12 protein-coding genes are annotated in these 13,252 nt (G+C 51.8%); 11 read left to right on the top strand and 1 reads right to left on the bottom strand.

Translation table 11 applies throughout. From position 1 onward, the window contains the following. Window positions 1-72 precede the first annotated feature (72 nt). From CPA50_RS07935 to CPA50_RS07910, 6 genes are all read left to right on the top strand, one after another. Window positions 73-1,719, top strand: a complete 1,647-nt coding sequence (locus CPA50_RS07935) for a fatty acid--CoA ligase (RefSeq protein WP_096781858.1) — start codon at window positions 73-75, stop codon at window positions 1,717-1,719. 40 nt (window positions 1,720-1,759) lie between these two features. Continuing rightward, a complete protein-coding gene (locus CPA50_RS07930) occupies window positions 1,760-2,563 on the top strand; it encodes an ABC transporter ATP-binding protein (protein ID WP_096781857.1) in 804 nt (267 codons plus the stop codon). Window positions 2,564-2,571: 8 nt separating this feature from the next. Continuing rightward, a complete protein-coding gene (locus CPA50_RS07925) occupies window positions 2,572-3,288 on the top strand; it encodes an ABC transporter ATP-binding protein (protein WP_096782389.1) in 717 nt (238 codons plus the stop codon). 65 nt (window positions 3,289-3,353) lie between these two features. Further along, window positions 3,354-4,568 carry an ABC transporter substrate-binding protein gene (locus CPA50_RS07920; RefSeq protein WP_096781856.1) on the top strand — a complete coding sequence of 405 codons (1,215 nt, stop codon included), beginning with the start codon at window positions 3,354-3,356 and terminating at the stop codon, window positions 4,566-4,568. A 92-nt stretch (window positions 4,569-4,660) separates the two neighbouring features. Then, complete coding sequence (locus tag CPA50_RS07915) at window positions 4,661-5,548, top strand: branched-chain amino acid ABC transporter permease (RefSeq protein ID WP_096782388.1); 888 nt, start codon at window positions 4,661-4,663, stop codon at window positions 5,546-5,548. A 49-nt stretch (window positions 5,549-5,597) separates the two neighbouring features. After that, window positions 5,598-6,524 carry a branched-chain amino acid ABC transporter permease gene (locus CPA50_RS07910; protein ID WP_096781855.1) on the top strand — a complete coding sequence of 309 codons (927 nt, stop codon included), beginning with the start codon at window positions 5,598-5,600 and terminating at the stop codon, window positions 6,522-6,524. 91 nt (window positions 6,525-6,615) lie between these two features. On the opposite strand, the gene CPA50_RS19440 is transcribed toward CPA50_RS07910, so the two are convergent. Then, window positions 6,616-6,756 (bottom strand): hypothetical protein, encoded by a 141-nt coding sequence (locus CPA50_RS19440; protein WP_179397166.1) that lies wholly within the window; start codon window positions 6,754-6,756, stop codon window positions 6,616-6,618. 533 nt (window positions 6,757-7,289) lie between these two features. Here CPA50_RS19440 and CPA50_RS07905 point away from each other — a divergent pair. The 5 genes from CPA50_RS07905 to CPA50_RS07885 all read left to right on the top strand — a co-directional run bounded on the left by CPA50_RS07905 (window position 7,290) and on the right by CPA50_RS07885 (window position 13,226). Then, window positions 7,290-7,745 carry a YfiR family protein gene (locus CPA50_RS07905; RefSeq protein WP_179397165.1) on the top strand — a complete coding sequence of 152 codons (456 nt, stop codon included), beginning with the start codon at window positions 7,290-7,292 and terminating at the stop codon, window positions 7,743-7,745. After that, window positions 7,745-9,226, top strand: a complete 1,482-nt coding sequence (locus CPA50_RS07900) for an ATP-binding protein (protein ID WP_096781853.1) — start codon at window positions 7,745-7,747, stop codon at window positions 9,224-9,226. The genes CPA50_RS07905 and CPA50_RS07900 overlap by 1 nt, the downstream gene beginning before the upstream one ends. A gap of 42 nt (window positions 9,227-9,268) precedes the next feature. Further along, window positions 9,269-9,724 (top strand): response regulator, encoded by a 456-nt coding sequence (locus CPA50_RS07895; protein WP_096781852.1) that lies wholly within the window; start codon window positions 9,269-9,271, stop codon window positions 9,722-9,724. A 13-nt stretch (window positions 9,725-9,737) separates the two neighbouring features. Continuing rightward, window positions 9,738-11,429, top strand: a complete 1,692-nt coding sequence (locus CPA50_RS07890; protein WP_227519531.1) for an EAL domain-containing protein — start codon at window positions 9,738-9,740, stop codon at window positions 11,427-11,429. Window positions 11,430-11,495: 66 nt separating this feature from the next. After that, complete coding sequence (locus tag CPA50_RS07885) at window positions 11,496-13,226, top strand: thiamine pyrophosphate-binding protein (protein ID WP_096781851.1); 1,731 nt, start codon at window positions 11,496-11,498, stop codon at window positions 13,224-13,226. The last annotated feature ends 26 nt before the right edge of the window (window positions 13,227-13,252 follow it).

Below are 13,252 nucleotides of genomic sequence, written 5' to 3'. Positions count from 1 at the left end.
GTATTTTTTTCATAATTGGCACCTGCCTTGCTCTAGCCCCGGTATAGCTCCAATAAAAATACGAGGCGAACTATGAAAACCCCTAAACTGCTCCCCGGCACAGAAAACGCGTATCAATACCCGCTGCTGATCAAAAGTCTGCTTTTATCGGGTGTGCGTTATTTTCCTGACCGTGAAATCGTATACAGCGATATTTCCCGTTATAACTATCTCACCCTGAACGAACGCATTGCACGCCTGGCCAATGCCATGGAAAAGGCCGGCGTTGGTGCTGGTGATACCGTGGCCGTAATGGATTGGGACAGCAATCGCTACCTGGAAGCCTATTTCGCCATACCCATGATCGGTGCAGTGTTGCATCACGTGAATATCCGGCTGAGCCCAGATCAGATTATCTACACCATGAACCACGCTGAAGATGATGTTGTGTTGGTTCACGATGATTTTCTGCCGCTGATAGAGCAAGTGGCTCCTCAGCTCGAGACTGTTCGTGGTTATGTACAGCTGACAGACGGCCAGAACGCCGGACCGACCACCCTGAATGTAATCGGTGAATATGAGTCGATGCTGGCTGCAGCAGATACGGAATACGACTTCCCGGATTTTGATGAAAATTCGATCGCGACCACATTCTATACAACCGGCACTACCGGCAACCCGAAAGGGGTGTACTTCAGTCATCGTCAACTGGTGCTCCACACACTAAGTACTGCGATAACACTGGGTAGCTCGGATGCAAACGCGTTGCTGCGTAGCGACGATGTCTATATGCCCATGACTCCGATGTTCCATGTTCATGCCTGGGGTGTCCCCTATATCGCCACCATGCTGGGGGTCAAACAGGTTTATCCGGGTCGTTATGAACCGAACCGCCTGGTTCAGCTGTTCCGGGAGGAGGGCGTTACCTTTTCTCACGGAGTCCCGACCGTACTGCAGATGGTGCTCAACTGCGAAGAAGCCAAGACCACGGATCTGTCGGGCTGGAATATGCTCACCGGTGGCTCTGCGCCTACCCAGGCTTTGTCCGCCCAGATGGCTGAGCGCGGTATCAACTTTGTGACAGCTTACGGTATGTCCGAAACCTGCCCGGTTATCACAATGGTCAACCTGTCGGATGAAGAGCGCACTTTGCCGATGGCTGAGCAGAGCGCTGCCCGCATCCTGGCCGGTGTCGGAACCCCTCTGGTTGATATCCGTATTGTCGATGCTGAAGGTAACGATGTTCCCCACGATGGCGAGGCTGTCGGTGAAGTGGTCGCCCGCGCACCCTGGCTGACAGGAGGTTACCTGAAGGAACCGGAGAAAAGCGCCGAATTGTGGGAAGGAGGATGGCTGCATACCGGTGATGTGGGGTCGATAAACAGCCGCAACACCCTGCAGATCAAAGACCGGATCAAAGACGTGATCAAGACCGGCGGCGAATGGATCTCAACCATCGAACTGGAAAACCTGATCAGCAAGCATGCTGCCGTATCAGAAGTCGCCGTGGTTGGTGTTCCCGACGAACGCTGGGATGAGCGGCCGGTGGCCACCATCGTTCTCAAAGAGGGCGCAGAAGCTACCCCCGATGTTATCAAGGCCCACCTGAAACAGTTTGTTGATAGCGGCGAAATCGCGAAATGGGCGATCCCGGAACGGATTGAGTTTGTCTACGAGATCCCCAAAACCAGCGTCGGAAAGATCAATAAAAAACTGATTCGTAGCGAACTGGATGCATAAAAAAGCTCTCCGGTACTGCAAATAAAAACAAGGAATACCTATGAGTCAGGATTTGATCCTCGAGACGAGAGGTCTCGTCAAAGAGTTCAAGGGCTTTACTGCTGTTGATGACGTCAACCTGAAAATCGAGCGCGGTACTATCCATGCTTTGATCGGCCCCAACGGCGCAGGGAAAACTACGGTTTTCAATCTGTTGACCAAGTTTTTGACGCCAACCCGGGGAACCTTGCTTTTCAACGGCCAGGACATTACCAGGAAGGACTCTGCTTCAATCGCTCATATGGGGATTGTGCGGTCCTTCCAGATCTCGGCGGTGTTCCCGCATCTGACAGTGCTTGAGAATGTCCGGGTTGCGCTGCAGCAAAAACGGAGAGACACCTTTGTCTTCTGGCGTTCGGAAAAGATCCTCGATGATCTCAATGATCGTGCTCTGGAATTGCTGGATTCAGTGGGACTGCGGGATTTCCCGAACGCAAAGGCTGTTGATTTGCCATACGGTCGTAAACGTTCTCTGGAGATAGCCACTACCCTTGCGCTTGATCCTGAGCTGCTGTTGCTGGACGAACCGACCCAGGGTATGGGGCATGAAGATATCAGTGTCGTTGCCGAACTTATCAAAGAAGTTGGCAAAAACCGAACGATTGTGATGGTTGAGCACAACCTGAACGTGGTGGCAGACCTTTCTGACACCATCACGGTTCTTCAACGTGGCGCGATTCTGACCGAAGGCAATTACGAAACCGTGTCGGCTGATCCCCGTGTGCGCGAAGCCTATATGGGCGTTGAAGAAGGTCTGCCTGAGGATGCTGCAGACAACGGGCCGGTAGTGGAGGCCTCGGTATGAGCACGGTCATGAAGGTCAAATCCAACCGGGAAAAGCTCCGGATAACCGATTTGCACGCATTTTACGGTGAATCGCACATTCTTCACGGCATCGACATGACCGTAAATCAGGGCGAACTGGTAACCCTGCTGGGGCGCAACGGGGCAGGGCGCAGCACTACCCTGAAAGCGGTTATGAATATGGTGGGTAAACGCACGGGGTCGATCGTGATCAACGGTCAGGAAACCCTGAACATGCCACCCCATAAAATCGCTCACCTGGGCATGGGATTCTGCCCTGAAGAGCGTGGAATCTTTTCCAGCCTCAATGTTGAAGAGAACCTGATGCTGCCCCCCAAAGTACGGTCTGAAGGCATGTCGGTTGACGAAATATACGAGATGTTCCCGAACCTGGCCGAGCGTCGGAAAAGCCAGGGTACCCGGCTATCCGGTGGTGAACAGCAGATGCTGGCCATGGCGCGCATTTTGCGAACCGGAGCCAACATCCTGCTACTCGATGAAATAACAGAAGGGCTTGCCCCGGTGATCGTTCAGAAGCTCGCGGGAGTTCTGACCAAACTCAAAGACCGCGGCCTGACAATCATACTGGTAGAGCAGAATTTTCGCTTCGCCGCACCTATCGCCGACCGTCATTACCTGATGGAACATGGCCATATCGTTGACGAAATCAAAGCCCACGAACTAGGAACAAAAACCGACGTTCTGAATACCTATCTGGGTGTCTGAAGCCCGGAAATCTGTATGTCAGTGAAGTAAAACCCGAAACAAAAACAATGAATCTGGAGAAAATCATGAAACTGATGTTTAAAACTGCTGCCGCCACTGCTTTGATTGCTGCGACCGGGCTGGCTCACGGAAGTTTTTCCGATGACAAGGTCAAGATTGGTGTTCTGGGCGATATGGGAGGTGTTTACTCCGATATCACAGGACAGGGCAGTATTGAAGCCGTACAGATGGCTGTCGAAGATTTTGGCGGGAAGGTACTCGGTAAACCTATCGAAGTGGTCAGTGCCGATACACAGCTTAAGCCGGACATAGGATCGACGATCGCGCGCCAGTGGATCGAGAACGAACAGGTAGACGTCATTAATGGTGCTGTTGCCAGTTCGGTTACCGGCGCTGTAACCAAGGTGATGACCGATGCCAAAAAAATCACTCTGATTGCTGCCCCTGCCAGCCACGCTTTTACCACCTCGGCCTGCTCTCCTTACAATGCCCACTGGACCTATGATGTGGTGTCGCTCGCCAACGGTACGGTACAGCCGATGGTTGAAGGCGGGGCGAAAAAGTGGTTCTTCGTTACTGCTGACTATGGATTTGGCCATGCACTGGAATCGGTTGCGACTGGTGTGATTGAAGCCAACGGGGGCGAAGTGGTCGGCGGTGTGCGTGCACCTCTGGGAACCTCGGATTTCTCTTCATACATCCTGCAGGCCCAGTCTTCTGGCGCGGATGTCATCGCACTGGCCAACACTGGCAGCGACATGGTTAACGCCCTTAAAACAGCTGCGGAATTCGGTGTGACCGAGATGGCTGACGTAGCCGGCTTGCTGGTTTTCACCCCTAATGCCCAGGCTCTGGATCCGGCAATTGCCGGCGGCATGAAGCTGACGACTGGATTCTACTGGGATATGGATGATCAGACTCGCGAGTGGTCAAAGCGTTATATGGCTCGTATGGATGGCAAGATTCCCTCCATGGCCCATGCTGGCGCTTATTCTTCGACCATGCATTACCTGAAAGCAGTGGAAGCCGCTGGTACCGACGAGTCTGACGCGGTCATGGCGAAGATGAAAGAGACTCCTGTAGAGGACTTTTTTTCCCGTAACGGTTACCTGCGCAAAGACGGCCGAATGGTACATGACATGTTGCAGGTCAGGATCAAAAACGCAGATGAGCGTAGCAATGAGAACGACATCTTCGCGATAGAAAAAGTTATCAAGGGTGAAGATGCCTTTATGAAAATGGAAGACGGTGGATGCGCATTCGCGCTGAGCCAAGAGTAACCGTTCCGGGGCAGGTAATCCTGCCCCGTACCCCTGGTAAGTAACAAGAAAAGGAAGCTCCTGCTTCTATCTAAAGACTTTTGGGTTTGGTTATGGCGACTTTTTTCGATATTAATCTTTTCGGCCTGTTCGGCCAGCTGCTGATCGGGTTGATCAACGGTTCCTTCTACGCATTGCTTGCCCTGGGTCTGGCGATCATCTTCGGCCTGCTGAAGATCATCAATTTTTCTCAGGGGGCGCTCTACATGCTAGGTGCTTTTGCGGCCTGGATTGGATTGAATTACCTGGGTATCAATTATTGGTGGGCGCTGATACTGGTTCCCCTGGCGGTCGGGGCTTTCGGTATTTTACTTGAGCGCATACTGATTCGTCCCATCGCCAATGAAGATCACCTTTACAGCTTGCTGCTGACTTTCGGTATTGCCCTGATACTGCAGGGCCTCTTCACCCACTGGTTTGGCTCATCCGGGCTTTCCTACGAGATGCCAGAAGAGCTGAAGGGTGGCACCAGGCTGCCATTCATGTATCTGCCCAACTACCGTGCCTGGATTATTGTCTTCTCACTGGCGGTCTGTGCCGGAACCTGGTTCATGATCGAAAAGACCAGGCTGGGTGCGTATCTGCGTGCCGGTACTGAAAATGCTCAGCTGATGCAGGCGTTTGGTATCAATGTCCCGCTACTGGTAACTCTTACCTATGGGTTTGGTGTTGGTCTGGCGGGACTGGCCGGTGTACTGGCGGCTCCGATATATACCGTATCCCCGGATATGGGTTCGAATATCCTGATCGTGGTCTTTGCCATCGTTGTTATCGGCGGCATGGGATCCATTGGAGGTGCCATTCTGACAGGTCTGGCCATGGGCATCATTGAAGGCCTGACCAAATACTTCTATCCCGAGGCCTCCAACACAGTGATCTTCCTGGTGATGGTGCTGGTTCTGCTGATCAAGCCAGCCGGCTTGTTTGGTAAAGAAGCCTAGATGCCTCTGCGTTATCTATTCGCCGCTGTTTCGTTTTAAGGAAACAAACATGTACAACAAAAAACTTAACCTGGTATTGCTGGGTCTGGCGCTGGTTGCTCCGTTCGTGCTCTATCCGGTTTTTCTGATGAAGGTGCTTTGCTTCGCTCTGTTTGCCTGTGCCTTTAACCTGCTGCTGGGGTTCGCCGGCCTGCTTTCATTTGGCCACGCGGTATTTTTGGGAACTGGCGCCTATGTAACCGGGTATGTGATGGTTACCTATGGCGTTACTCCGGAGCTTGGTATTCTTGCAGGTGTTGTTATGTCGGCGCTGGTTGGCCTCGTATACGGCAAACTGGCGGTAAAGCGCGAAGGGATCTATTTTGCCATGGTCACCCTGGCGCTGGCCCAGCTGGCCTTCTTTGTCTTTCTCCAAACACCGCTCACAGGCGGAGAAGATGGTCTTCAGGGAATCCCGCGTGGAAAGCTGTTTGGTCTGATTGACCTGACCGACAACCTGACCATGTATTATTTTGTTCTCGCTATCTTTATTTTCGGTTTTCTGACCATCTACCGCACCATTCACAGCCCCTTTGGCCAGGTTATGAAGGCGATCCGTGAGAACGAGCCCCGCGCAATTTCTCTGGGATACAGGGTTAACCAGTACAAGCTGATGGCCTTCGTGATTTCGGCCACACTGGCAGGTCTTGCGGGTTCCACCAAAGCACTGGTGTTTCAGCTTGCGTCCCTTACCGACGTTCACTGGTTCATGTCGGGTGAGGTGGTTCTTATGACGCTGCTGGGCGGTATGGGTACTATCTGGGGCCCGGTTCTGGGTGCAGCGACCATTATTTCAATGCAGAACTTTCTCGCCTCTGGCCCACTGGCGAACTACATCCATGTGTTGATGGGCGTAGTCTTTGTTATTTGTGTGCTGGCGTTCCGGAATGGTTTGGTTGGCGAGTTACAGAAGGTGATTCGAAAAAATTCGGGATGAATGCTCAGGGTATTCGCGGGAGTAAGCTGGTGCGGATATTCCTGTCAATGGGCGAAGAGACTCTCCGCCCATTGACTCTGGTACTGACTGATCAATAACCGGTTTCAGAAACAGTTACAGAAGAAGGGTTGTTTCCACGATCTATATCTTCCTGGCTGACGCCTCCTGCCTGAGCTACTACAGAGAAGGTAAGAACTGAAAAAACGAAAAGGAACTTGTTGATAGCTTTCATGTGATGATTCCACTATTGAAAAGAAGTTAGAAAAACAATTTCACCCGTTTGGCTTGGAAGTGATTGTCGGGGTTTGCAGTGCAGAGAAAAAGTTTCCATGCGGTATACATCACATCAGTTTGAGTGATACGACTTGACGATCAACAAAATGCTATTGCTATTAGGGGGCGTTATTGTTTTTCTTTCGACAAAGGCCGGTAAGAAGGGGACGCAGATTCCACACAAAGTGTTACTGAAACATAAGGTAGGTTCTGCCATAGTCTGTGGACCAAAACAAGTCTTGGGCCTATAGAAATGTTACTCTTCAGTGCGTACGAAGGGGCTGAATCCCGGCTCATAAAGCGCAACCGCTTTTCATGACTGGCTTGAGAATGGTTATTGGTAACTCCAGCGGTGCTTCCTGACACATTGTATTACAGACAGTACTGAGACACGGAGTTAATAGGAAGGATGGCTGAGGGCTACTTTTGTTATTTTCGAGATTCCTTGTTGCATTGGTTCTATGCGTTGGTCTGACAACTTCGCATGCTTCCGTGCGTTCGGAATACGAGATAAAAGCCGCATATTTTTATAATTTTACCCAGTTTGTCAGCTGGACCCCGACCCCGGACAGTGAGTTACCATTAAGAGTCTGTGTACTTGGAGAGAACCCTTTCGGGGATTTGCTGCAACCTCTCGCGGGGCGAAAGTCGCAAGGACGAACCCTTGAACTTGTAAATCCTGAAGACCTCTCCACTGCCGCCGGGTGCCACGTGCTTTTCGTCAGTTCATCAAACCTCCGCAATTTACCCGCAGTTATTTCCATGGCTGAAAAAGGGCAGATGCTCACTATCAGTGAACTACCGGGCTTTGTTGATGCGGGCGGAATAATCGGATACGTGAAGCAAGGCAATATCATTCGCTTCGAGATTAACCTCCAGGCTGCTGACGCGGCTGGCGTAAGCATTAATTCACGGCTGCTGGAACTGGCTTCGAGGGTGATTCAGTGATGAAGCGTTGGCACTGGCGTTATTGGCCGCTGAAAGCCAAATTGCTGTTCCTGACCTTGTTTACAAGTACCTTGGGTATCGTTTTGGTCTGTGCGAGCCTGATTGCTGTTGAGAACCAGAATTACCGGGAGCAGCTGGAATCAGAGTTGCACGTCATTGCCGGAATTCTGGCCGAACAATCAGCCGCAGCTTTGTTATTTGAGGACCATGAGCAACTCTCCAGTATTCTTTCGAGTCTGCGCAAAATAGAGACTATCAAGCAGGCTTGTGTTTTCAGTGCTTCCGGCACGCTTATGAATTCCCTGTACAGCTCTGGCGACACCGATTGCCCGAGCCTCAGTGAGCAGCCCCCGGTGGGGTTTGTTGGAAACTATTACCGGCTGTCGCAACCAGTCACGCTTTATGAGGATACCGTAGGTTATATCTATCTCATTTCCCATCTGGAAGTGCTTAAAGCACACATACAGACCTTCATTTTTCTGGCCATGGGAATTGGAGGGCTAATCCAGCTGATTCTTGTGTTCGTCGCCTTCAGGTTGCAGCGGCTCGTCTCCCAACCCATTCTTGAGCTCTCCAGGGCTGCTGAACGGATTTCACTGGCACACGACTACACAATCCGGGCTCCGGTGTACGGCAAAGATGAGCTTGGCCGCCTCGGCAGAACCTTTAACGATATGATCGGTACTATTGAACAACAGAACCTGCGGATTCTGGAAAGTCGGGATAGCCTCGAACGCACTGTGGAAGAACGCACCTCCCAGCTCAGTCTGGCAAACAAGGAACTGGAAGCGTTCAGCTATTCAGTATCTCATGATCTTCGTCAACCTCTCAGGGCCATAGAAGGATTTGGCCGGGCTCTGGAAGAGGACTGCGAAGATGTGCTTGACGATACAGGAAAGGATCATCTGCGGCGGATCAGAGCGGCGAGTGTACGAATGGCCGGGCTGATTGACGGCTTGCTTGTACTTTCCCGTGTGAGCCGCCAGCCAATGGAAAGCGAGCGCCTGAACCTCAGTGAAATGTTAGAGGAAATAGCGGAGGAATTAAGCGATCTCAGCGAACCCCTGCCAACCGAATTACGTATCCAGCCAGATATCTGGGTAGCAGGCGACGGCCGGATGTTACGTATTGCCTTTCAGAATCTGCTGGAAAACGCATGGAAGTACAGCGCTAAAGAGTCATCACGTGTGATTGAAGTGTCGGCGACGTCAGACGCTGGTTATATTACAATTGCCATACAGGACAATGGCGTCGGTTTCGATATGAGGTATGTCGATAAGCTGTTTGTGGCGTTCAATCGGCTTCATACACCATCGGAGTTTGGTGGTACCGGAATAGGGCTTGCCACAGTCAACCGGGTAATTCTGCGACATCATGGCAGCATTTCTGCGAGTTCTGAGGTGGGGAAGGGTGCCCGATTTGCTGTCTGTTTGCCTGTTCCTGCTGCGGATCGACTACACTCTGTTGAGAGCAACTCCTGAAACTCACCATTTTCAGCTCAATACAATGGACCAATGATTAGCATGGATGATTATTCGATCCTGGTGGTAGACGACAACCCAGATGATCAGGTGCTGACAGTTCGTGCTTTAAAAAATGCGAGCAAAAACAGCCCGGTTATAGTTCTGGAGGATGGGCAGGAAGCCCTGGATTTTCTGTTCGGGGACGAAAAAACGGCGTCTCGCAGAAACCTGGACACTCTGGGTGTGATATTACTCGATGTTAAGTTACCGCGAGTAAACGGGCTTGAAGTACTGAAACACATCCGTTCTTCGCCACTGACTAACTGGATGCCCGTTATAATGATCTCGTCCTCTGATGAACCATCGGAACTGGTTGAGGCCTACCGTCTGGGGGCCAATAGTTACATTACCAAAGCAATTGATTACCATGAGTTTACGGAACAGATGACCTTACTCGCCCGCTACTGGTTGACGGTGAACAAGGTTCCGGAATCCGGCTCAGTCCGTAAACTTTAATAAGGTACTGCCAGTGATTGACACAGATAGCCAGTTAAGGCTGTTGATCGTCGAAGATTCCGAGGATGACGCGATTCTTCTTCTGCGGGCGTTAAAAAAAGGCGGCATCGAACCATTTTATCAAGTAGTCGATACAGAAGACGGACTGAGAAAAGCCCTCGAGAATGAACTCTGGGATATTGTCATCACTGACCACAATATGCCGGGTTTTACCTCGTTTCAGGTTCTGGAACTCACACGGCAATACGGGACAGACTTACCGGTCCTTATTGTTTCAGGACTTATTGGCGAAGATGTAGCTGTCAGCGCCATGAAGGCCGGAGCCCATGACTACATCATGAAGAATAACCTCTCCCGGCTGATTCCTGCCATCCGGCGTGAGGTTAGTGACAGCTCTGTCCGTAAGGCCAAACGGGTGGCGGAATCTACGCTTGAACATATGGCTTTTCATGACAGCCTCACGGATCTTGCCAATCGCCGTGAGTTTGAACGACGCCTGACCCATGCACTTCAGGATGCCCAGGAAACAGGGCGCCACCATGTACTGCTTTATCTGGATCTGGATCAGTTCAAAATTGTCAACGATACTTCCGGGCACGTCGCGGGTGATGAACTGCTTAAGCAGATATCCAAAATTCTGAGTCGCCACATCCGGTCTGATGACACACTGGCCCGGCTGGGCGGTGATGAATTCGGGGTTCTGCTCAGGGGGTGTGACGCCAGCCACGCAAAAAGAGTGGCAGAGACCTTGTGCGAAGAAGTCCGGGAATACCGGTTCGTATGGCATAACAAGCCGTTTTCGGTGTCTCTGAGCGTAGGCATGGTAGTCATCAGCAACGCTTACAACTCCACCAGCGAATTGCTCAGTCACGCTGATCTTGCCTGCTACGCAGCAAAGGACCGGGGCCGTAATAACGTACAGCTCTATCAGAGCGACGACTCGGAAATGCAGCAGCGGCAAGCTGATATGCAATGGACGAGTCGTATTCAGGATGCGCTGCAAACAGACAGTTTTATACTGTATCAACAGGAAATGGTGCCATTGCAGGCCCACAATGCGGACGGTTTCCGCACCGAATTTCTGGTACGTCTGCAGCAGGGTAAGACTATCGTGCCACCCGGAGCCTTCATTCCCGCTGCAGAACGTTTTGGGCTGATGCCGAGAATTGACCGACGGGTTATTGATTTGGCATTCAGCTATCTCGACCGCACTGCCTTGGGCCGACAGTCAACCGGTACTTTCTTTATCAATCTTTCCGGTTCCTCGCTGAGTGATGCTGAGCTGTATGGCTACATCCGGAACCTTGTTGAGAAATATTCCATTCTGCCTGAGCGGGTCTGTTTTGAGATTACGGAAACATCGGCCATTGCCAACCTGAACCAGACCATCAGCTTTATCGAACAATCACGGAAAGACGGTTTTGAGTTTGCGCTCGACGACTTTGGCTCGGGTATGAGTTCATTCTCATACCTGAGAGCTCTCCCAGTGGATTATCTGAAAGTGGACGGCGGGTTTGTCCGTAATCTGCTGGATGATCCTATTGATCTGAGCATTGTCGATGCCTGCAACCGTATAGGGCATGCCGCCGGACTTAAAACCATCGCTGAATTTGTCGAAAATGACGCTATTAGAGCGCGTGTCACTGAACTGGGCCTCGACTACGCTCAGGGTTTTGGTATCGCAAAACCCAAACCGCTCGATTAATTGCCAGATTGCATAAGGCATATATCCGTATGCCATCACCTCAAGGCGAAGCGAAAAGAATGTTCCATGTTTGAGAACGGTGACCTGATTTTGCGTTATCTGGAGGCCTTGGGGGTAGAGTATGTATTCGGGGTACCTGGCGGTAGTATCGAGCCCTTCTATAACGCACTGGCCCGCAGTGAGCGCCGGGGAGGTATCCGGGCGGTGGTGGCCCGGCATGAATCCGGAGCCGCATTTATGGCCGAGGGGTATTCGCGGGAAACTGGCAAACTTGGAGTCTGCTGTTCAACGGCCGGGCCAGGGGCTACAAATCTGATCACTGGCGTGGCGTCTGCCTATGCTGACAGTATTCCGATGCTGGTGATTTCTGCGCAAACATCTTTGAACAGGTTTGGGCAAGGCTCCCTGCAAGAATCCTCCTGCACAAGCATCAATACAGTAGAGATGTTTTCGCGCTGCACCCGGTTTAACACACTGGTGTCACATCCGGACCAACTGGAACCGAAACTGCTTCAGGCAATCAGCTACGCAATGAGCAACCAGCCTGGCCCGGTGCACCTGGGCATCCCTCTGGATATCATGCGGCACCCAGTTTCTGAGCCCCCTGGCGCTCCCAGTCTATGTGCATTTGTGGATCATGAGGTGGCTCCGGCCCCCGCGATCCTCCAGCGGCTCACACAGGAACTCGCCAGTATTTCCAGGGCCACAGTTGTGCTCGGGGAAGGTGCTGCCGGTGCGGTTGATATACTGATTACTCTGGCCGAATCGAAAGGTTGGAAAATCGTCACGACTCCTCGTGGTAAGGGGTTGATTGATAGTTGTCACCCCCTTTACTGCGGTGTATTCGGGTTTGCCGGGCATGACAGTGCTGTCGAAGCCCTCAAGCCGGAAAATGCCGAAATAGTTCTGGTTGTAGGAACGGCGCTTGATGAAGTATCAACCGCCGCCTGGGATCCAGGTGCGATCTTATCAGAGCGTCTGATTCACCTGTCTCATAACCCTGAACACCTCAGCCGTTCGACTATGGCTCGTCTGGTCGTATTAGGGTCGCCGAGGCTTGCGCTCAAGCCTGTCGTAGAGTACCTGACAAGCGATCGTCCATCCCACTTCTCCGGGCCGGAACCAGCAACGGATGACCTTCCTCTGCCTGCACATACATTGCTCAGTGATCGCTCAAAGTGCTTCCCTCAGGCTGGGAAGATTAAACCGCAAGCACTTATGACGTACCTGAGTCAGACCTGCCCGCCGACCACACGGGTTCTCATGGACAGCGGCAACAGTTTTTTATGGGGCATACATTACTGGAATATTCGCCTGCCAGAAGGTCCTGGTTCCCACCAGAAGCTGTTTCATATCGGGATTGGTTTTGCCTCAATGGGATGGGCAATTGGAGCCTCTGTTGGTATGGCTGCGGGTGCTAAAGGTGCTCCGGTGATATGCGTTACCGGTGACGGAAGCTATCTTATGGCGGGCCAGGAAATAACCACTGCTCTGCAAGAAAATCTCAATTTACTGATGGTGGTACTGAACGATTCTTCCTTGGGAATGGTTCAACATGGGCAGGCTCTTGGTGGTGCCGAGGCCACTGCCAGTAAACTCCCGAACATCAATTATGCGATGCTGGCCGAGTCCATGGGTATCGAATCCTATACAGCTGAAACCCTGGAGGATCTGGAGGCACTGGATATCGCAGCCATCCTCGCCCGACCAGGGCCTTGTCTGCTCAATATTCTTATTGACGGTGATGAAGTTCCTCCCATGGGCTCCAGAATGAAAGTATTAACGGGTGCCGTTTAGGCACGGTACCAGGGCCTGTGACAAGT

The sequence above is a fragment of the Marinobacter sp. ANT_B65 genome (assembly GCF_002407605.1).
Lineage (GTDB): Bacteria > Pseudomonadota > Gammaproteobacteria > Pseudomonadales > Oleiphilaceae > Marinobacter.
Note: the sequence above shows the minus strand (reverse complement) of the source record. Positions and strands in the feature narration are given on the sequence as shown.

What these genes read in the sequence shown, in the direction of transcription:
- CPA50_RS07935 (WP_096781858.1), top strand. Translation starts at nt 73, where the DNA reads ATGAAAACCCCTAAACTGCTCCCCGGCACAGAAAACGCGTATCAATAC.
- CPA50_RS07930 (WP_096781857.1), top strand. Translation starts at nt 1,760, where the DNA reads ATGAGTCAGGATTTGATCCTCGAGACGAGAGGTCTCGTCAAAGAGTTC.
- CPA50_RS07925 (WP_096782389.1), top strand. Translation starts at nt 2,572, where the DNA reads ATGAAGGTCAAATCCAACCGGGAAAAGCTCCGGATAACCGATTTGCAC.
- CPA50_RS07920 (WP_096781856.1), top strand. Translation starts at nt 3,354, where the DNA reads ATGAAACTGATGTTTAAAACTGCTGCCGCCACTGCTTTGATTGCTGCG.
- CPA50_RS07915 (WP_096782388.1), top strand. Translation starts at nt 4,661, where the DNA reads ATGGCGACTTTTTTCGATATTAATCTTTTCGGCCTGTTCGGCCAGCTG.
- CPA50_RS07910 (WP_096781855.1), top strand. Translation starts at nt 5,598, where the DNA reads ATGTACAACAAAAAACTTAACCTGGTATTGCTGGGTCTGGCGCTGGTT.
- CPA50_RS19440 (WP_179397166.1), bottom strand. Translation starts at nt 6,756, where the DNA reads ATGAAAGCTATCAACAAGTTCCTTTTCGTTTTTTCAGTTCTTACCTTC.
- CPA50_RS07900 (WP_096781853.1), top strand. Translation starts at nt 7,745, where the DNA reads ATGAAGCGTTGGCACTGGCGTTATTGGCCGCTGAAAGCCAAATTGCTG.
- CPA50_RS07895 (WP_096781852.1), top strand. Translation starts at nt 9,269, where the DNA reads ATGGATGATTATTCGATCCTGGTGGTAGACGACAACCCAGATGATCAG.
- CPA50_RS07885 (WP_096781851.1), top strand. Translation starts at nt 11,496, where the DNA reads ATGTTTGAGAACGGTGACCTGATTTTGCGTTATCTGGAGGCCTTGGGG.